We start from the raw sequence: 22213 nt of genomic DNA, 5'->3' as shown, positions 1-22213 counted from the left end.
TCGTCCAGAAAAGTGGGGGTTAGATCCCGTGCTTGCTGCTGTGCAGGTGATCTTTCAAAATGCTGGCAAGTTCTTGAACGAGCGGGTGTTGGAGGAGCGTAAAGTGATCGTCGCCAAGACGGTGTATCTCCACTTGCGCCACGAGTTCGCGCCAACCGGCATCGTCATGATGCGCCTGGATCAGCAGCAGATGCTCCACCTTGTGCACGGGGGTGTAGCGATGCAACGCCGCATAATTGCTACGGAAGACGTTGAGCAGGCGTTGCAAGTCCCCGAGTTCGAGGTCTGCCCCCAGCACCTGATGCTCGCGGGCCAAGTCGAGGAGCACGGACAGCGCCCCTTCGTTCAAGGACAGCTCCGCCTGCGACAGCGCTTGGAGGTCAAGCCCGTGCTGTCCCGCAAGGTCGCCGGCGAAGGCGAGGAGCAGGTCGTGTTCGGTCAGCTCACCCCGATCGGGGTCCAGCGGCGACCGCGAGTCGATCAAGGCGAGCAGTTCGACCGTCTCTCCCATGCTGCGCAGTTGGCCGGCCATCTCGAAGGCGATCGAGCCGCCCAGCGACCAGCCGCCGAGACGATAGGGTCCGGCTGGCTGCACGGTGCGGATGGCTGCCACGTACTCGGCCGCCATCTCCTCCATCGTCGCCAGCGGTTCTCGCTCATCATCGACCCCCCGCGCCTGCAAGCCGTACACCGGTTGCTCCTCGCCCAGTTCGCAGGCGAGGCTGCGATAGGCGAACACGCTGCCGCCGACCGGGTGGACGAGGAACAATGGCCGCTCTGCCGTGCCCGGCAGACCCGGTTGGATCGTGACGAGCGGCGAGGCGGGCAACTCCTGCCCGTCCTGGTGCATACGCGCAGCCAGACGGCCGATCGTCCCTTCGCGGAAGAGCGCAGACAAAGGCAGCTTGTGCCCGCAGCGACGTTCGATCTGCGCGATCAGCCGGACGGCGAGCAATGAGTGACCGCCGAGAGTGAAGAAGTTGTCATGCACGCCGACCTGTTCCAACTGAAGCACTTCACAGAAGATGTCGGCCAATGTTTGCTCAACCGCCGTGCGCGGCGCCACATAGCGGTCGGAAGCTCCGAGCCCGCGCTCCGGCTTCGGCAGGGCTTTTCGATTGACCTTTCCGTTTGCGAGGCGCGGCAGCTCGTCGAGGAACTGATACACACCCGGCACCATCGCCACCGGCAGATGGCGCTCCAGATGGTCGCGCAAGTCTTCGGCAGTCGCGTCAAGGCCCGCTTTTAACACGCTGTAGGCGGCGAGCTGTGTCTGGCCGCTCTCGTCTTTCCAGTCGATCACCGCACAGGCATCGACCGCTTCGTGGCGCAGGAGCACGGCCGACACTTCCTGCAGTTGTACCCGCACGCCGCGCACTTTGACCTGATCGTCCACGCGGCCGAGAATCTCCAAGCTGCCATCCGGGCGGTAGCGCCCTTTGTCGCCGGTGTAATAGAGCAGGTCGGACGCGTCATGCGGACGGAACGGATTGGGCTTGAAATTTTGGTTCTCGGTCGGCGCATTGACATAGCCGAGCGTGCGGAACGGCGTGCGCAGGACGATCTCGCCCGGTTCGCCGATCCCGGCGAGCTGCCCCGCCGCATTCAGGACGAGCGCTTGCGTCTCCGGGAACGGATGTCCGGCCGGTTGGATGCCGGACAGCGGCCGTTCCGGCACGACATACCAGCATTTGACCATCGTCGTTTCCGTCGGGCCGTAGAGATTGATGATCTCCCCCAGCTTCGGGAACGCGCTGCGCAGACGGTTGACCAGCACGTCGGTCAAAGGCTCACCGGCGAGGAACAGATGGCGCAGGGAGCGCAAGGCGACGTTCGGCGGAACGTCTGTCGTCCATGCCTGCGCGACAGACGGCACGGTGTGCAGGACGGTGACGCCTGTCCGCTCCAGCCATGGCAGAATGACATCACCGCCAAGGTTGTCTGTTACCTCCGGCAGACAGAGCGTCGCTCCGCTGGTCAGCGGCAGGAACACGTCGCGCAGCACCGCATCGAACGACAAGTGGATCAACTGCGCCACGCGGTCGATTGGCCCGATGTCAAACGTGCTGCGCTGCCAGGCGAGGAAGTGATTGAGCCCTTTGTGGGTACCCAAGACCCCTTTGGGCAGACCGGTGGTGCCAGATGTGAAGAAAATGTAGGCCGGGTCGTCCGGGGACAGCTCCGGCAGCACGACGCCAGCCGGGGCGATTTGGTGCAATGCCCGGCCCGTGTGTGGATCGATCTGCAAAAGATCAAAGGTCGGGAACAGCTCCTGCCATTCGTGATGCATCTCATTTTCACTGACGAGCAGCAGATGCCGCGCGTGCGACTGCTCCACCATGACACGTTGACGGTTGAGCGGCAATTGACTGTCCACCGGAACCAGAACGCCGCCGCTGAACAGCACAGCCAGCATCGTAACCACGATCCCGTAACTGCGCGTCCCGGCCACGGCGACCGCTTCGCCACTGCGTACGCCCTTGACCACCAGTTCGCAGGCGAGCTCATGCGCCTGTTCGCGCAGTTCACCATACGACCACTGGCGTCCACCTTGCTGCACGGCCGGTTGGTCCGGCATGTCGAATGCCCATTTCTCAAAAAGCTCGCGGACAAACGGATATGACGGGCTCGCCAGCGCCGCTTGCGGATCGGGGAGCTGATTCGCGTCTTTGATGCACAGCGTGTAAGCGCCGATAGCGCGGTCTGCATCGGCCAGCACCTGTGTCAAAATGCTTTCGTACTGCCCCATGAACACAGCCATGCGCTCGGGGGAAAACCGTTCCGACTGGTACACCAGTTTGAGCAGCAGTTCCTCCCCCTGCTCGGCGATATACAAGGTCATCAGGAACTTGGAAGCCCGCTCGCGTTCCGTGCGGAATTCTGAAATCGTCAGCCCCGGCAGCGACAAGTCACCGCTGTCCGGCGTGTTCACATAGTTCACCATAACGTCGAACACCGGGTTGCGGCTCAAGCTGCGCTCCGGCTGGATCTCTTGCACGATCTTTTCAAACGGCACGTCTTGGCAGGCATACGCTTCCAGCGTGGTTTCGCGCACACGGCCGAGCAGTTCGCGGAACGTGGGTGCCCCGGACAGGTCGGTGCGCAGCGCGAGCGTGTTGACGAACAGGCCGATCAGCCCTTCCGTCTCCACCTGGCTCCGGTTGGCGATCGGCGCCCCGACGATGATGTCTTCCTGCCCGGAGAGTCGTGCGAGCAGCGTTTGAAACGCGGTGAGCAAGGTCATATACGGAGTCGCCCGCTCTTGCAGGCTCAACGACTTGAGCCCTTGCGACAGCTCTTTGGGCAGCCGCATCGTGCAGGCGGCGCTCCGGCTGTCCTGGCTTTCTTCGGAAGCACGATCCATCGGCAGTTCCAGCACGGGAAGGTCGCCGCCCAGCTTCGTTTTCCAATAAGCAAGCTGCTGCGCGAGCGTCTCCCCTTGCAGCCACTCCCGCTGCCAGTATGAATAGTCGGCGAACTGTACCGGCAGTTCCGCAAGCGGTGAAGGCAAGCCTTGCGAATAGGCGGCGTAGAGGGAGGCAAACTCGGTGCTCAGCACGCCATGCGACCAGGCATCGGAGATGATGTGGTGCATGTTGAACAGCAGCGCATGCTCCTGCTCCGCCATGCGGACGAGGGTGACGCGAAGCAGCGGCCCTGCTGCCAAGTCAAACGGACGCAGCGACTCTTCCTCCGCCACGAGGTGCAACCGCTCCGCGCGCTCCTCCGCGGCAGAGAGATCGAGTACCTGCACATCAAGTTCCAATCGGGAGGCGATCACTTGCAGCACATGCTCGCCTTCGACACGGAATGTGGTGCGCAGCGCTTCATGACGGCGAACGATCTCGCGGAACGTGCGGAACACCGCCGCCTGATCGAGTTTGCCGTGCAGTAACATCGCCCGCGGCATGTTGTACGCGTTGCTTCCCGGCGACAATTGATCGAGGAACCACAGCCGCTGTTGCGCATAGGAGGCCGGGCGCGTCCCGCCGCGTACAGCACCGGCTGCGATCAAGGGCGGTGCGGACGTCGTAAGGGCCTGCTGCTCCCCAACGACCGCGGAGAGCGCCGCGACGGTCGATCGTTCAAACAGCAGGCGCAAGGGCAACTCCGCCTGCAGCCCGCGACGGATGCGGGACATCAATTGAGCCGCCAGCAGGGAGTGCCCGCCGAGGGTGAAAAAGTCGTCGTGGATGCCCACTCGCTCCACCTTGAGCACCTCGGAGAACAACCCGGCCAATTTTTCCTCAACAGGGGTGCGCGGGGCAACAAAAGCCACCTTCGTGCCGCCTGAGCGATCCGGCTTCGGCAATGCTTTGCGGTTGACTTTTCCGTTTGCGAGGCGCGGCAGCTCGTCGAGGAACTGATACACGCCCGGCACCATCGCGGCGTGCAGATGGCGCTGGAGGTGAGCGCGCAGATCCTCGGCGGCCGCGTCATGACCCGGTTTTAACACGCTGTAGGCGGCGAGTTGTGTCTGGCCATTCTCGTCTTTCCAGTCGATCACGGCACAGGCATCGACCGCTTCGTGGCGCAGGAGCACGGCCGACACTTCCTGCAGCTGTACCCGCACGCCGCGCACTTTGACTTGATCGTCGACGCGGCCGAGAATCTCCAGGCTGCCATCCGGGCGGTAGCGCCCTTTGTCGCCGGTGAAATAGAGCAGGTCGGAGGTGTCATGCGGACGGAACGGGTTGGGCTTGAAATTTTGGTTCTCGGTCGGCGCATTGACATACCCGAGCGTGCGAAACGACGTACGCAGGACGATCTCGCCCTGCTCGCCAACCCCGGCGAGCTGCCCCGCCGCATTCAAGACGAGCGCTTGCGTCTCCGGGAACGGATGTCCGGCCGGTTGGATGCCGGCAAGCGGCCGTTCCGGCACGACATACCAGCATTTGACCATCGTCGTTTCCGTCGGGCCGTAGAGATTGATGATCTCCCCCAGCTCCGGGAATGCGCCGCGCAGCCGGTTGACCAGCACATCGGTCAAAGGCTCGCCTGCGAGGAACAGATGGCGCAGGGCGCGCAAGCTGATGCCGTCCGGGTGATCGGTCGCCCACGCCTGTGCGACCGAGGGCACAGTGTGCAGGACGGTGACGCCTGTGCGCTCCAGCCATGGGAGGATCGCATCGCCGCTGAGATCGTCCGTCACGTCGGGCAGGCAAAGCGTCGCCCCGCTGGTCAGCGGCAGAAACACGTCGCGCAGCACGGCGTCAAAGGACAGATGGATCAGTTGCGCCACCCGGTCGCTTGGCCCGATGTCAAACGTGCTGCGCTGCCAGGCGAGGAAGTGGCTGAGCCCTTTGTGCGTGCCCAGAACTCCTTTGGGCAGGCCGGTCGTGCCTGAGGTGAAGAAGATGTAGGCCGGATCGTTCGGGGCCAGCTCCGGCAGCTCCGTGTCGGTCGGGGCCGATCTTTCCAAAACCCGGCCTGTCAGCGGATCGAGGCGGATCGCGTCAAGCTCGGGCAGATCTTCCCCCTCTGCACCGACGAGCAGCAGGCGCCGCGCACCCGACTGCTCGACCATCACCTGCCGGCGCTGCGCAGGGAGATACGCGTCGACCGGCACGAGCACGCCGCCGCTGTTCAGCACGCCGAGCATGGCGGCGACAAAACCGAAGCTGCGCGTGCCGATGATCGCTACCGGATCTCCTCGCTGCACGCCGTCGGCCACCAACACGCGTGCCAGTTCGGCCGCACGTTCCAGCAGTTCCTGATACGTCCAAGTCCGCTCCCCTTGCAGCACCGCGGGATGTTGCGGCGCGTGTGTTGCCCAATTTGCAAACAGCTCGCCAACAGACGGATACTGCGGTTCGGAGATCGGAGAGGTCGGGTCGGGCAACAGGGCGCGGGACGATGAGGTGAGCAGCGGATACGCATTCACCGCACGGTCCGCATTTGAGGTTACTTGCTCCAGAAGCGAGTGGAACTGCTCCATGAGCACCTGCATCCGCTCCCCGGAAAACAGCGCCGACCGATAGACCAGTTGCAGGCATAACTGCTCATCCTGCTCGGAGATGTACAAGGTCATCATGAATTTGGACGCCGGTTCCTCTCCTCCGTCCAGCCCTGTGATGGTCAGCCCCGGAAGTGACAGATCGCTTTGCGGCGTGTTGAGAAAGTTGACCATGACATCGAACACCGGGTTGCGGTTTAAGTTGCGGTCGGGCTGAATCTCTTCCACGATCTTTTCAAACGGCACTTCCTGACGGGCAAACGCTTCCAATACCGTTTTGCGCACGCGGTCGAGCAGTTCGCGAAAGGTCGGTGCGCCGGACAGGTCGGTGCGCAAGGCGAGCGTATTGAGCAGCAGGCCGATCAACCCTTCCGTTTCGACCTGACTGCGCCCGGCGACCGGAGTGCCGACGATGATGTCGACTTGACCGGTCAGGCGAGCCAGCAGCATGTTGAAAACGGCCAGCAGGGTCATGAACGGGGACGCCCCCGCGTCTACACTCAGCTTCTTCAACTGCTGCGTCAGGCTTGGTGAGAGGAAGACGACCTCCTTCCCGCTCTGGCCGCGGTCCTGATTCTCAACAGGAGAGAGGTCGGTGGGCAGCTCCAAAACGGGGAGGTCACCGCTGAGCTTCGATCTCCAATACTCCAGCTGTTCGCGCAACACCTCGCCCTGCATCCAGCCCCGCTGCCAGAGTGCATAATCGGCAAACTGCACAGGCAGTTCGCTGAGCGGTGAAGGCTTTTGCTCTGCAAACGCACGATACAGCGCGGCGAACTCGCGGATGAACACGCTCCTCGACCAGCCGTCGGCGATGAGATGGTGCATGTTGACGAGCAGCGCGTGCTCCTTGCGGTCCAGACGCACCAGCGCTGCGCGCAACAGCGGCCCTTGCTGCAGGTTGAACGGCGCGGTTGCGTCTGCTTCTGCCAGCCGTTTCAGCTCTGCCTCACGCTCCGGGTGCGCGGACAAGTTGATCAGGGGCACATCCAGTTCCAGCTGCGGTGCGATCACTTGCACCGCCTGCTCCTCCACCTCTTGGAAGGTGGTGCGCAGCGACTCATGGCGGCGCACCAGCTCCTGAAAGCTTTGCCGCACCGCGAGGACATCGAGCACGCCGTGCAGCCGCAAAGCGGACGGCATGTTGTACGCGCTGCTGCCCGGCGTCAACTGGTCGAGAAACAGCAGGCGCTGTTGGGCGTAAGAGACCGGGATGGCAGCTCCGCGCTCCGCTTTGAGCAACGGAGGCAACGACACGGCCGGGATGCCCAGCTTGTCTTCCGTCACCAGCTTGGCCAGCCCTGCGACGGTCGGATGTTTAAACAGTTCCCGCAACGGCAGTTCGGCCGCAAACGCGTGGCGGATGCGGGACACCAGACGTCCGGCGAGCAGCGAATGGCCGCCCAGCTCGAAGAAATGGTCGTGCGCGCCGACTTGCTTCACGCCGAGCAGTTCGGCAAAAAGCGCGGCCACCTTCGCTTCCGCCTCATTGCGCGGCGCAACATACGCGCCCGCTTGCTCAAGGCGTCCTTCCGGGGCGGGCAGCGCGCGGTAGTCGACTTTTTGAGTGACGGTGAGCGGAAATTCATCCAGCGCGAGTATGGCGCTCGGCACCATGTAGTCCGGCAGTTTGGCCTGCAGATAGGCGCGAATGTCCCCACCGTTAACCCGCTTTTCAAGGATCACATAGGCGACGAGGCGCTTCAGCCCCGGCACATCTTCCCGCGCCGTCACCACCGAGCGCGCAACGGACGGATGCTGGTCCAGCACCGCTTCGATTTCGGCGGGTTCGATGCGGAAGCCGCGAATTTTCACCTGCTTGTCGATGCGGCCGATGAATTCCAGCGTGCCGTTCGGCAGCCAGCGCACCAGGTCGCCCGTTTTATACAGGCGCTCCCCCGGCCGAAACGGGCTGCGCACAAATTTCTCCTCCGTCAGCTCCGGGCGATTTAAATATCCAAGCGCCAGCCCTTCCCCGCCGACGTGCAGTTCCCCTGCTACCCCGATCGGCACCGGCTGCATGCGGCCGTCCAGCACATAGACGGTGGTGTTGGCGATCGGCCGTCCAATCGACAGGTTCGCGCCGATCTTGTCCACCGATTGCACGTCGCAGGCTGTGGCGACCGTTGTGGCTTCGGTCGGTCCGTATAGATTGCGAAATCGAATGCCGAGCTCCCCGACCACCTTTTTTACATGCGGCGCAGAGATCGTATCGCCGCCCGACGCGAGCAGGCGCAGACCGCGCAGACCGTCAGGATAGACATCGACGATCTGATGAAACAGCCCCGCCGTCAAAAACAGCGCCGTCACGCCATGCGCCTGCACCGCCTGTCCGATCTCCTCCACAGAAGCTTGATGCGGCGGAAATACAGAAAGCGTCGCCCCGTTCAGCAGTGCCCCCCAGATCTCCAACGTAGATCCGTCAAACGCGATCGGCGCGTATTGGAACGCCACATCGTCTGCCCGATACGGCATTGCCGCCGTCTCGCCCCAGACGAAGCGCACGATCCCGCGATGCGGCGTCAAGACGCCCTTCGGCCGCCCCGTCGTCCCCGACGTATACATCACGTACGCGACGCTGTCCGGGCCGGCGAGGAGCGGAAGGTTGTCCGCTGCGATGTCCGGGCCGAGTTGCAGCTCATCCAAACAGACTACCTGCGCCTCATGCGGCGGCAACAGCCCGGCCAGACGCTGCACGCTCACCAGCACGCTGATGCCTGTGTCAGCCAGCATGTAGGTCAGCCGTTCTGCCGGATACGACGTATCCAAAGGCACATAAGCGCCGCCCGCCTTTAAAATGGCGATCATCGCCACATAGAGTTCCACCGAGCGCTCCATCGCCAGCCCGACCAGTTGCCCGGCGCCGATGCCGATTTTTTGCAAATGGCGTGCCAAGCGGTTTGCCCGCTCGTTCAGTTCGCGATAGGAAACGCGCTCGTCCGCAAACACGATCGCCGACTGCCCCGGCGTCCGTTCCGCCTGCTGTTCAAAGAGCGCATGCACTGGCAAAGCAGGCACCTCCGCCTCCGTGCGGTTCCACTCGACCAGCAGCCGGTATCCCTCGCGCTGCGTCAACAGCGGCAGCGACGAGATCTTCGTATAGGGCTGGTCGGCGATCGCGCGAAGCAGTTGCCGAAAATGTTCGCTCATCCGCGAGATCGTCGCTTCGTCAAACAGATCGGCGTTGTATTCGAATTGCCCGGAAACACCGTCTGCGTTTTCCTGCAGGTTCAAGGTCAATTCAAACTGGGCCTGCTCACCGCCGACGACGAGCTGTTCGAACTTGATCCCTTCCACTTGCACATGGCGCGAAGGCGTGTTAAACAGTGAAAACATCACGGGAACCAGCGGCAACTGGCCCGGTTTCCGCTCCGTCTGCACGTCTTCCGCCAGCCTCGCAAACGGGACGTCCTGATGGGCGAACGCATCGAGCGCCGTCCGCTTGACCCGCTGCAGCAGCTCGGCAAACGCAGGGTCGCCCGAGGCGTCGGTGCGCATGACGAGGGTGTTGACAAAAAAACCGATCAACTGCTCCAACTGCTTGCGGTTGCGTCCGGCGACCGGCGAACCGACCAGCAGATCGGTTTGCCCGGTGTAGCGGCTGAGCAGAACTTGAAACGCGGCCAGATAGATCATATAGGCAGTGGCACCTTCACGCTGACCGAAGGAGATCAGCCTGTCATGGACTCCATGCGGCAGCGCAAAATCGACCGACCGCCCGCGTTGCGTCTGCACCGCCTGGCGCGGACGGTCGGTCGGCAGCCGGAGCACGCTCAGCTCCCCGCCCAACTGCTGCCGCCAGTAGGCCAAGCTCTCGTTCCACACCCCGTCCTGCAGCGCATCCCGCTGCCAGCCTGCGTAGTCGGCGTACTGAATGTCCAGTTCCGCCAGTGGCACCGGCCCTCCCGTCGCGAACGCCTGATACAGCGCGCTGATCTCCTGCATGAATACGCCCATCGACCAAGCGTCCGAGATGATCTGGTGCATCGTCAGCACCAGCACATGCTCTTCCGTCCCTGTCTGAAGCAGCAAGAGACGAATCAACGGCCCTTTTTCCAGATCGAACGGGCGGGAACGCTCTGCCAAAACGACCTTGTGCATTTCCGCTTCCACATCTGCCGCCCCTTGAATGTCCTGCCGGTGCAGGGGAAGCCGTTTCGCTTCCTTGATCACCTGCACCGGCTCGCCGTCGCGCGTACCAAACACCGTGCGCAACGTTTCATGGCGGGCGATCAGCTCATGATAGCCGGCTTCCAACGCTCGCACATTCAATTTGCCGCCAAGACGGATCACCAGCGAGATGTTGAAGAGCGGCGAACCCGAATGAATCTGGCCGCTTTGCCACACATGCTCTTGCGCAAACGAGAGCGGCATTTCGATATCCTCGATCGTTTCGTCATACCAAAGTTCAAGATCGGTCATCGATCTGACACCTGCTTCCAAAAGGTATAAAGAGCTAAGTGAATATAATTCCATATCTTAAAGATGATTACGACATGAACACGATTCTTCCTTTGTGAGGGCTTGAAAGTGTTAAATATATGTATAAATAGAAATGACAAACCGAAGCTCATGCAGGAAAATATTTCATTAATATTTTCTTCAAAAACACGTCAGAAAACCGTCACACCCTGCGTATCTGTAATAGGCGGTTACGGTTGGCGGGCTCGAGCATAACGAGTTGAGTTCCCTCTCGCGCGTTTCTCCCCGCCAACCTACCTCTTGGAGTGGTTGCACACTTCCTTCCTTGTGATGGGCACATGACCTGTGGCGCAGGTCATGTGCTATTTTTGTGTTTTATACTTCTATCAAAAAGTCGGCTGCACCATCGTGGGCAAGACCGCGCCCGCGGCTGTTACTGAACTTTCCGCGTTTCCCGCATTCCCGGACGGGGTCTTCATCACTTGGCGCAACATCTCGCTCGCCAAATAGAAAAAGCACCCGATCAGGGTGCTTTTCTCATGCCCGCGCGCCGTCGCTTTTCTCAGGTGGACGAGACGGGATGCGGCGGTCCAACTCCTCCAGCGTGTATTCGCCTTCCGCACGCTGCTTGAGCGTGTCATCGGCCGGCTGATGCTGCTGTTTGTTCTCTTCCATCAACGATCGCTCCCTGCATCATGGTGTCACGCTTAGAATGTGCAAATTCTGCCTGCAGGATTCTCGATGATGTTTTGCAGCATCAGGAGCCAGCTCGCGGCGAACTCCTCCACCGTCTCGGCGAGGAACAGGTCGGGGCTGTACTCCAAAAAGCATTCCAGTCCGCCTTCGCGCTCGACGAGCCCGACGGTGAGGTCATATTTGGCCGTTCCGGCATCGAGCAGGTCGTAGCGGATCGACAGGCCCGGCAACTGCAAAGGATGGTCGTCGACATCGACGTAGACGAACATCGCTTGAAAAACAGGGTTGCGGCTCGTATCCTCGGGCAGCTCCAACGCTTCGTGCAGCAGGCGAAACGGCAGCTCCTGATGAGCAAACGCTTCCAGCGCCGTCTCGCGCACACGTCTGAGCACGTCCCAAAAGCTCAGCTGCCCGTTCAGCTCGGTCCGCAGCACGGAGCTGGTCAAAAAATACCCGATCACCCTTGCCGTCTCTTTCCGCCCGCGATTGGCGACCGGCGTGCCGACGAGGATGTCTTCCTGTCCGCTCAGCTTGTGCAGGAGCACCTGAAAGGCTGCCAGCAGCACCATGAACCCGGTCGCCCCTTCGCGCTGTCCGAGCGCTTTCAGCCGGGCGGCCAGCGCCTTTTGGATCGTGAAAAACACGCGCGCCCCGCGATGCGACTGCACGTCGGGCCTCGGGAAATCGGCCGGGAGCTGCAGCACGAACGCGCTGCCGGCCAATTTGTGTTTCCAATAGCCCAGCAGTTTCTCGCGCACCTCCCCCGTCAAGTACCCGTGCTGCCATTCTGCGTAATCCGCATATTGAATCGCCGGCTCCGGGAGCGTCGGCGCTGCGCCTTGCAAAAACGCCCGGTAGTGCGCCGTCAGCTCCTCAAATACGATCGAAAACGACACCCGGTCGGTCACCAGATGGTGCACCGTCAGCACCAGACAGCTTTCCCCCTCCGCAAGCCGCACCAGCTTCACCCGCAGGAGCGGCCCGGTCTCCAGATCGAACGGGCGTGTGACTTCCTCCCCGATCACCTGCTGCACGGCCGCTTCCTGCTCCCCAAGCGGCAGGTGTGTCAGATCCACTTCTGCCATTTGCAGCTGCAAGTGCTGCTGCACGATTTGCCTGACCTCGCCGTCCACCGTGCGAAACACTGTCCGCCATGCTTCGTGGCGGCGAATGATCTCGTTGACCGCACGCTCCATCGCCCCGGCGTGGAGCGTGCCGGAAAGCCGGATCGCGCCGTAGACATTGTACGTCGGCAAATCGGGCGCCTTCTGATGCAACCGCCACAGCCGCTCCTGATCGAACGACAGCGGGCTTGGCCGGTTGTGCCCGCGGCGCGGGATCTGCTGCGCCGTCCGCTCGCTTCTGACCGACAGCGTCTTGCGCATCACTTGCTGCTCAAACAGAGCGCGCTGCTCCGGCGATAGTGCGGCCAGCCGCTCTTGCAAACTCTTCATCTTTCCTGTTCCCCCATCTCCCGGTCACTTGCTTGTCAAGATCGCCCGTGCTTCTTCGGCCGACAGCGTCTCGATCTCCTCGAGCAGCGCTTCCAACTCTTCCAGTTCCGTCTGCTCGATCTGCTGCAACACGATGCTCTGCGCGAGCCCTTCCACCGTGGGCGATTCGTACAGCAGGCTCATCGGCACGTCCAGGCCAAACGCGTTGCGCAGGCGCATCACGAGCTGCACCCCAAGCAGCGAGTTGCCTCCAAGATCGAAGAAATTGTCGCACACGGAGATCTGCTCGACTTGGAACAGCTCCTGCCACAGCGCAGCCACCGCCGCTTCCACTTCATTGCGCGGCGCGATATGCGTGCGCCCTTCGCTGCGGGCGGCAGCAGTGGCCCCTTTTTGCAAGGAGGAGAGATAGGCGGACGTATGGAAAAACGCCAGCTCCTCCAGTGCCGTCTGGAAGTCCTGCGTCGAGACGACCACCTGCGGCTGCCCGCTGCCGAGCGCCCGCAGCAACGCCTCCCAGCCTTCGTCCGCCGAGAGTCCAAACCGCTGCTGCAAGTCTTGCAGATGCTGCTGCAGCTCCGGCAAAATCATTGTCTGCGCACTCTGCCACGCATCGAACTGCCAGCCGCTCCAGTTGACGGCCACCGTGCCCGGCCTGCTGCGCGCAAACGCGTCCAGAAATGAACTGGCCGCCGCGTTGTCCACTTGGCCGAACCCTCCCGTAAAGGAAATCGTCCGCGAGAAGAGTGCGAAAAAGTCGAGCTGCGTTCCTTGCAGCGCTTCATGGAGCGCCAAGGTGCCCTGCACTTTGGGACGCAGCACGCGCTCCGCCGCCTCCCGCGTTTTGAGCTGGATCAGGCCGGAGCCGATCACCTCTTCCGCATGAATCACCCCGTGCAGGTGGCCAAAGCGGGCTTGGGCGGCTGCAACGATGCTGTTCATCACCGCCGGGTCGGCGACATCGGCGTGAAAGAACAGGTGCTCTGAGCCAAGGTGCGGACGGGGCGTGCCCGGTTCGGCGATGAGGACAAGCCGGGCCTGCACAGCTGCGGAAAGACGCTCGGCGAACTTTTTCCCGACTTCGTGGCCGGCGCCGGTGAGCAGGTAGACTCCGTTCTTGCGCAGGGGCAGGCTGTTTTTCAAGCACACTTTTTCGAACGTCTGCACATAGCGGTGTTTGCCGCGGTAGGCGACAAACGTCTCTTCCGCGCCGGCAGCGGCGAATTCGGCGCACAGTTGGCCGGCCAGCCGGTCTTCGTTCGCTCCGAGCGCGACATCGACGGTGCGGCATCTGAGCTGCGAATACTCTTGCGGGATCACTTTGACCGCGCCGAACAGCGTGGCGCGCTCCGGATGCAGCACTTCATCGTCTGTCACATCCTGCAACTGGTCGGTGACAGCGATAATTTGACAGCGATGCTCAGCCATATGCTCGCCGAACACTTGCGCGATCGACAGCAAGGTAAAAAAGCTCTCGTTCTGCTTTTCTTCCGTCAAGCTTCGCAAAAAGACGATTCGCGTCGGACGCCAGTTCATCAGCGAATCGGCAAACGCTTCGCCCGGCGCGAGGGTCTGCACGTCTTCCCCGCTGTCCCGGAGGCGCCGCACCAGCTTTTCGCCCAGTCCGTGCGCGTCGAGGAAGATCAGCCACCTGTGCCCGTTCTCGGTCTCCAAGATCGGAGCGGAACGCTTCCAGGACGGGAGATAGAACCAGTCGGACAGTTCGGCGAGTTTGCCCGCCTGCGAAAACGGTTTGGCCGCGCCGGTCGGGACGTAATAGCGCTGGCGCTCAAACGGATAGGTCGGCAAGGACAGGCGCAGGCGGCGCTCGCCGGCATGCATCGCCTGCCAATCGACCTTCACGCCGTGCAGCACCAGCTGGCCGACCGTTTCCAGCAGCGCCGCCAGCGCGGTCTGTTTCGGGCCGACTTCCACGATTGCGGCGTTCGGCTCTTGCTTGACGACTGCCAGATTGTCGGCAAAGCGCACCGTCTCGCGCAGATGGCGCACATAGTAGGCCGGATCGGTCGCCTGCTCCGCCGTGATCCACGTCCCGGTGAGATTGGACAGATACGGCTGCTGCGGCGCCCGGAGCTCCACCCCTGCCACCACTTCGGCGAACCGCTCCAGCATCGGCTCCATCATATTAGAATGAAACGCATGGGAGGTGTCCAATCGACGGTAGGCAATGTCCAGCGCTGCCAGACTCGATTCCAGCCTCTCCACCGCTTCAAAGCTGCCCGACACAACGGTTGAGCGCGTTCCGTTGACAGCTGCGACCGACAAGTGTGCTTGCTCGGCTACAAGCAGCGATATGACCTCCTGCTCGCCGAGCGTCACGGCGGTCATCGCCCCGCGCGGCATCTCCTGCATCAGGCGGCCGCGCGCCGCGACGATCTCAAGAGCAGCCTCCAGCGACAGCACCCCGGCTCGGGCCGCCGCGACATACTCGCCGATGCTGTGCCCGATCATCGCCTGCGGTTCCACGCCCCACGCCTGCAACAGCGTGGTCAGCGCATACCCGGTCACGAACAGCGCGGGCTGCGCATATTGCGTCTGATGCAGCTCGTCCCGTGCCAGCATCGCGCGCAGATCACAGCCAACATACGGCTCGGCCAGCACGGCCAGCCGGTCGATCTCCTCGCGAAACGCCGGAATCTGCTCGTACAGTTCCTGCCCCATGTTCACAAACTGCGACCCTTGCCCGGAGAAAAGGAACACGACAAAAGGCTCCGCACTTGCGCTGACCACCCGCGCCTGCCCGCCCCAGTCCGGCTCGCGCAGCAACCGCACCGCTTCCGGCACGTCACGACAGACCAGCGCCAACCGGTGCGGATGCAGCGTGCGCCCCGCCTGCAGCGTAAATGCCACGTCGGCAAGCTCTGCTGCCGGACGGCGTTCCAGATGGTCGGCCAGCCGGGCTGCAGCCCTTTTCAATGCGGTCTCCGTCTTGGCGGAGACCACCAGCAGCTGATGCTCCTTTGCCCCATTCCCTTTTTCCACAGCGGGCGCTTCTTCCAGGATCACATGCGCGTTCGTCCCGCCGATGCCAAACGAACTCACCCCTGCACGGCGCACTCCATCCGGCTTCCATTCTTGCAGCTCCCTGTTGACATAGAACGGCGAGCCCGCCCAGTCGATCTGCAGATTCGGCTCTTGAACATGCAGGGTCGGCGGTATCTGCCCGCGCTGGAGCGACAAGACCGCTTTGATCAGCCCGGCCACCCCGGCCGCCGCGTCGAGGTGCCCGATGTTCGGTTTCACCGTGCCGAGCGCGCAATAGCCGGTGCCCTCCGCTCCCGACTCCCGAAAGGCCTGAGTCAGCGCCGCGACTTCGATCGGGTCGCCGAGCGCCGTTCCTGTGCCGTGCGCTTCGACATAGGTGATCGTCTCCGGCTCCGCTTCGGCCAGCGCCAGCGCCTCCGCGATCACCGCCGCCTGCCGGTTGACGCTGGGCGCGGTAAAGCCGACTTTTTGCGAGCCGTCATTGTTCACCGCCGACCCGCGAATCACCGCATAGATGTGGTCGCCGTCGGCCAGTGCCTCATCCAGCCGCTTCAACAGCACGACCCCCGCCCCGTTGCCGACCACCGTGCCTTGCGCTTTGGCGTCTAACGCGCGGCAATGCCCGTCCGGCGACAAGATGCCGCCGTCCTGGTACAAGTACCCTTCCGTCTGCGGATCTTTGATCGCCACTCCCCCGGCAAGCGCCATGTCACACTCGTAAGTCAACAGACTCTGGCATGCCAGATGCACGGCGACCAGAGAGGTCGAGCACGCCGTCTGCACGGTAAGCGCCGGTCCGCGCAGGTTCAGCTTGTAGGCTGCCCGCGTGGCCAGAAAATCGGCGTCGTTGCCGATCAATGCCCCGTAGCTGCCCACCGCCTGCACCAGCTCGGGTTGCTTGTAAAGATGATTGACATACGTGTTGCGCCCCGCGCCGCCAAACACGCCGACCTGCCCGGCGAACTGCTGCGGGTCGTACCCGGCGTCCTCCAGCGCTTCGTGCGCGCATTCGAGAAAGATGCGCTGCTGCGGGTCGGTCACTTCCGCTTCCTTGGCGACCATCTCAAAAAACGCCGCATCAAACTGATCGGCCCCGTCCAGCACCGCTCCTCGTTTCACAAAGTAAGGATCGCTCAAAAGCGCCGGGTCCGTCCCCGCCGCTTTGAGCTCCTCTTCGGAAAGGGAACGGATCGATTCCGTTCCCGCACACAAGTTGTTCCAATACTCCTCCACGTTCGCAGCACCCGGAAACTTTCCGGCCATTCCGATGATCGCAATTCCATGCAAAGACGCTCTTGTTGTCAACATTACTTCCTCCTGTCTTTTCGGAACTGTTTCTGTCTGTTCAGCGCCTCCTTCTTGCGGTTCGCCTTGTCGCGCAGCTGCTCGACCTTCTGCTGCGGCTCCGCTTCGTCCGCTTCGCCGTGCAAGAAACCGGCCAGCGCTTCGATCGTCGGATGCTTGAACATCTCCACGATCGAGAACTTGCGCAGGAGCTTTTCCTGAATCAGATGATGTGCCTTCGCCAGCGACAGGGAGTGGCCGCCGAGGTCAAAGAAGTTGTCGTAAATGCCGACCTGCTCCATCCCGAGCGCCTCCTGCCAGACTTCAGCCAATTGCCGCTGCAGTTCATTTTTCGGCGCGGCGTACTGAGTGCTGACATCGCGGCGGCCCGTCTCCGGCGCAGGCAGGGCGCGGCGGTCGATCTTGCCGTTGCCGGTCAGCGGAAACGCGTCCAGCTGCAGGAAGGCGGACGGCACCATGTACTCGGGCAGACGGTCTTTCAGATGCGCCCGCAGATCACCGCCGGTCAACGTCTCGCGCGCTGTGAAGTACGCGACGAGGCGCTTCTCGCCCGGCTCGTCCTCTCGCGCCAGCACCAGCGCTTCCCGGATCACCGGATGCTGTTCCAGCGCCGCTTCGATCTCGCCAAGCTCGATGCGGAAGCCGCGCACTTTCACCTGATGGTCGATGCGGCCGAGGTATTGCAGCTGCCCGTCCGGCTGGAAGCGCGCCAAGTCGCCCGACTTATAGAGGCGCCCCGGCCCAAACGGGTTGGGCAGAAAGCGCTCCGCCGTCAGCTCATCGCGGTTCAGATAGCCGCGGGCGAGCCCGGCCCCGCCGACATACATCTCGCCCGGCACGCCGACCGGGACCGGCTGTCCTTGCCCGTCGAGCAGGTAGACTTGCAGGTCGGGGATCGGCCCGCCGATCACGCTGCCGCTCGCCGTCTCCACGTCTTGCTGTGTCAAAGCGCGGTACGTGACATGGACGGTCGTCTCGGTGATGCCGTACATGTTGACCAGCACCGTCTGCTCACCATGGCGCTGGTACCACGGTTTCAAGCTGGGCAGATCGAGCGCCTCCCCGCCGAAGATCACATAGCGCAGCGTCAGATCGGCCGAAGCCCCCCTCGCTTCTTCCGCCGCCAGCAGTTGCCGGAACGCGGACGGCGTTTGGTTCAATACTGTGACCCGCTCCTGCACGAGCAGTTCATAGAACGCCTGCGGGTCGCGGCTGACTCCATACGGCACGACGACCAGTTTGCCGCCGTAGAGCAAAGCGCCCCAAAGCTCCCAGACTGAGAAGTCGAACGCGTAGGAGTGGAACAGCGTCCAGACATCTCTTTCATCAAAATGGAACCAGTGCTCCGTCGCGTCCAACAGGCGCACCACGTTGCGATGTTCGATCAGGACGCCTTTCGGGAGCCCGGTCGAGCCGGAGGTGTAGATCACGTACGCGAGGCTGTCGGCCGCCGCGCCGCTGTCGGGATTAGCGGTGCTCTCCGCCGCGATCGTCTCCCACTCGCTGTCAAGCGCAATCACCGGCACCGTCTGCTCAGACAAACTCGAAAGGTATTTTTGCTGGGTGAGCAGGACGGGCACTTTGGCGTCGGCCAGCACAAAGGCGATGCGCTCCTGCGGATAGGTCGGGTCGAGCGGCACGTAGGCCCCGCCCGCCTTCAAGATGCCGAGCACGCCGACGACCGTTTCCAGCGACCGCTCAACGCACAGCCCGACCATCACTTCCGGCCCGACGCCGTATGCGCCCAGACGGTGCGCCAACTGATTGGCGCGCACGTTGAGCTCGGCGTAGGTCATCGACCGGCCTTCAAACGTCACCGCCACGGCGTGCGGGGTCCGCTCCGCTTGCTGTTCGAAGCGTTGATGCACGGTCCATGCCGAGCTGAAGTCGGCGTGGAAATCGTTCCAGCCGTACAGCACTTGCTCACGTTCAGCAGGTGTCAGCATCGGCAGTTCGGAGATGCTTTGCTCCGGGGCATCGGCCAGCCCGCCGAGCAGGCGGGCCAAGTGACCGGACATGCGCTCGATCGTGCCCGTGTCGAACAGGTCGGTGTTGTACTCGAACGAAGCGAGCAGTTCGCCGTCATGCTCGGTCATCGTCAAGGTCAGATCGAACTGTGCCATCTGCTGCGGCAGGGCATAGCCTTCCATCGCCAGCCCTCCGTCCAGGCGCACGCCTGCATCCTGCACCGCCAGCGCGGTCAGGCCGTCGCTCTCGAGGTGCGATTTTTGCAGAACGAACATCGCTTGGAACAGCGGCGGATAGCTCAGGTCGCGCTTGGGGGCCAATTTTTCCACCAACAGGGGCAGCGGATACTCCTGATGATCCAGCGCCGCCAGCACGGTGCTCCGCATCTGCTGCAGGAACGCAACGAAGGACGGCCGGTCGGACAGGTCGCCGCGCAGCACGACCGGGTTGACGAAATAGCCGACCGTCTGCGCGTCTTTCGCGCTGGAGCGTCCGGCGGTCGGCGACCCGACGAGGATGTCGTCCTGTCCCGAATAGCGATGGAGCAGCACCTGGTAGGCTGCAAGTAAGGCCATGTAGAGTGTTGCCCCGTTCGCTTGGGCGAGCTCTTTCAGCTTCTGCGTCACATCTGCTGCGATGCGGAAGCCGTGCGCCGCGCCGTGGTACGTCTGCACCGGCGGGCGCGGCCGATCGGTCGGCAGATTCAGCACGGGCAGCGTGCCGCCGAGCTGCTGTTTCCAGTAGCTGAGCAGCGCGTCGCCTTTTGCACTTTCAAGCATCGCCGCTTGGCGAGCCGCATAGCCGCGGTAGTGGTCAGGCGCAAGTTCGGCGTCGGCTGCGACAATCTCGCCCCGCTTCAGGAGCGGGTACAGCTCGCGCAACTCCTTGACCAGCACCGCCAGCGACCAGAAGTCGACGATGATGTGGTGCATGACGAGCAGCAGAATGTGCTCCTGCTCCGAGCGCTGCAGCAAGTACACGCGCAGCAGCGAATCCTGCTCCAGATCGAACGGGCGGTGCGCATAGGCAGCCAGGCGCGCCGTCAGTTCCGCTTCGCTCAGCGCGCGGGCGTCTTCGACCACGAAATACGCCACGTTGTACTCCTGCGCCTTCTGCACCGGCTCCCCGTCCTGCATGACGAAGTTCATCCGCAACTGCGGATGGCGGCGCAGCAGGAGCTCAAACGAGCGCTTCAGCGCCGCCACATCGAGCTCGCCCGGCAAGCGCACGGCGCGGGAGACGTTGTAGGCGGACGACTCCGGCGCCAGGCGTTGCATGAACCAGAGGGCGCGCTGGCCGTAGGACAGTTGATTCGAGTCGTGCGAGTCGGCGGCGGGGGCATTCTGTTCCAGTTGCCCGCCCTCGATCTGATCCAACACCGCTTCCGCCAGCGCGGCAACGCTCGGTCCGTCGAGCAGGCGCGCCAGTGGCAACGCGACGCCGAAGCTTTCCTCTACTTCGTTTTTCAACTCGACGGCCATCAGCGAATCGAGACCGAGTGCATTTAACGACTGGTCGTTCGAGAGTTGTCTCGCTGCGATCTTCAGCACCCCGGCCGCTTTTTCCAACAGATACGCTTCCAGCGTCGCACGGCGGTCTGACGCCGGGAGCGACAACAGCTGTGCTCCGTTCAGCTCTTCGGCCGCTTGACTTCCGTTGCTGTCTGCCGCGGCCTCCGTGCCGTCCAGCGAGCTGTGCAGCAGTGCGTCCAGCCCGCCCTGCAAAAAACGCTCCTTGCACAGATGGCGCTGGATCTTGCCCGACGAGGTCTTGGGGATGCTGGCCGGCTTGATCAGCACGACCGCATACACCTGCAACTCGTGATGTTTCGCCACCGCTTGGCGAATCGCCGTGGTCACTTCTTCCAGATTCGACTTTCGATGTGCACGCTCGATCTCCTGCACGATGACCAGCCGCTCTTCGCCTTCGATTTCCACCGCCACCGCTGCGCCGACGCCCGCCGCGACGGCCGGATGACACTCACCGACCGTAAACTCGATGTCCTGCGGATAGTGGTTGCGACCGCGGATGATGATCAGGTCTTTCAAGCGGCCCGTCACATACAGCTCGCCGTCCTGCACAAATCCCAGATCGCCCGTGCGCAAAAACGGCCCTGCGCCATCGCCGAGACAGGCGCCAAACGTCTCTTCCGTCTGCTCGGGACGGTTCCAATACCCTTGCGCTACACTCGGGCCGGACACCCAGATCTCGCCGACTTCATGTGCCGCCGCCCGCTCCAGCGTGACGGTGTTCACGATCGCGATGTCCTGCCCGCACAGACCGATCCGCCCCGAGCTGACCAGCGTCCGCGTCGTGTCGTCCGCCTTGGTCAGCGGAACGACCTTGTTCTGCTCCAGCGCTTCGCCGTCAAAATCGCGCACGATCGGCAGTTCCTGCTTCTCGCCGCCGGAGACGAACAGCGTCCCTTCCGCCAAGCCGTAGCAAGGATAAAACGCCTCGCGCCGGAAGCCGGCCGGAGCGAAATACTCCGCGAACTTCTGCAGCGTCTCATGCCGCACCGGCTCCGCGCCTGTAAACGCGTTCTCCCACTTGCTGAGGTCGAGCGCGTCGCGCTGCTCTGGGGTGATCTTCTGCACGCACAGCTCATAGGCAAAATTCGGCCCGCCGCCGAGCGTCGCCCCTTTGCGCGAAATCGCTTCCAGCCAGCGCAACGGCTTGGTGATAAACGAGACGGGCGCCATCAGCGACATGTGGTAGCCGCCGAACAGCGGCTGCAAGATCCCGCCGATCAAGCCCATATCGTGATACGGAGGCAGCCAGACCACGCCTTCCGTCTCGTTGGTGATGCCGAACCGCTCATGGATCAGCGCCAGGTTGTGCAGCAGGTTGCCGTGGCTGAGCATGACGCCTTTCGGAGCGGACGTCGAGCCGGACGTATACTGCAAAAAGGCAAGGGAGTCCTTGCCGATCACCGGCTCTGTCCAGTTAGACGCCAAATCGCCAGACAAAGTGTCGGTCTCCACCCACTTGAGCTGCGACAGCCCCGGCGTGTCGGCAAACCGCTTGGCGATGCCCGGCAGGATGCCCGATGTCGTGAGCGCGAAGCGGGCTTGCGCATCGGTCACCACCGCCTGCAGGCGATCCAGATTGCCGTTTTGACGCGGCGGATAGGCCGGTACAGCCTGCACCCCGGCGTACAAACAGCCAAAGAAGGCGACCAGATAGTCCATCCCCGGCTGATACAGCAAGAGCGCGCGCTCGCCCGCCGCCCCCATGCCCTGCAACGCGGCGCCCAGCGCACGCGCCTTGCGGTCGACGTCCTGATACGTATAAGCGACTTCCTCTCCATCTTCCAGCAAAAATGTATACGCCAGCTGCGCAGGCTGCTCGACAGCCCTCCAGCGCAGCAGATCGGTTAGTGTATGAAACATCGTTGTCGTGTCCG

The 22213-nt window shown here is 62.8% G+C and carries 5 protein-coding genes and 1 pseudogene; all 6 read right to left on the bottom strand.

The window, feature by feature from the left end:
* Positions 1 to 19: 19 nt before the first annotated feature.
* Positions 20 to 10378 carry a non-ribosomal peptide synthetase gene (locus EV586_RS01190; protein ID WP_165898140.1) on the bottom strand — a complete coding sequence of 3453 codons (10359 nt, stop codon included), beginning with the start codon at positions 10376 to 10378 and terminating at the stop codon, positions 20 to 22.
* 537 nt (positions 10379 to 10915) lie between these two features.
* Positions 10916 to 11053, bottom strand: a complete 138-nt coding sequence (locus EV586_RS20885; RefSeq protein WP_165898139.1) for a hypothetical protein — start codon at positions 11051 to 11053, stop codon at positions 10916 to 10918.
* A gap of 32 nt (positions 11054 to 11085) precedes the next feature.
* Positions 11086 to 12528, bottom strand: a complete 1443-nt coding sequence (locus tag EV586_RS01185) for a condensation domain-containing protein (protein ID WP_132943261.1) — start codon at positions 12526 to 12528, stop codon at positions 11086 to 11088.
* 24 nt (positions 12529 to 12552) lie between these two features.
* Entirely contained in the window at positions 12553 to 16842 is a 4290-nt protein-coding gene (locus EV586_RS01180; RefSeq protein ID WP_132943260.1) for a type I polyketide synthase, read from the bottom strand.
* Positions 16842 to 18785, bottom strand: a complete 1944-nt coding sequence (locus tag EV586_RS21735) for a non-ribosomal peptide synthetase (RefSeq protein WP_481937748.1) — start codon at positions 18783 to 18785, stop codon at positions 16842 to 16844. The genes EV586_RS01180 and EV586_RS21735 overlap by 1 nt, the downstream gene beginning before the upstream one ends.
* Positions 18768 to 22199: pseudogene (locus tag EV586_RS21730) on the bottom strand (condensation domain-containing protein); the annotation flags it as partial. The gene EV586_RS21735 and the pseudogene EV586_RS21730, both read right to left, overlap by 18 nt.
* Positions 22200 to 22213: the final 14 nt, after the last annotated feature.

This window comes from Tumebacillus sp. BK434 (assembly GCF_004340785.1).
GTDB lineage: Bacteria > Bacillota > Bacilli > Tumebacillales > Tumebacillaceae > Tumebacillus_A.
Note: the sequence above shows the minus strand (reverse complement) of the source record. Positions and strands in the feature narration are given on the sequence as shown.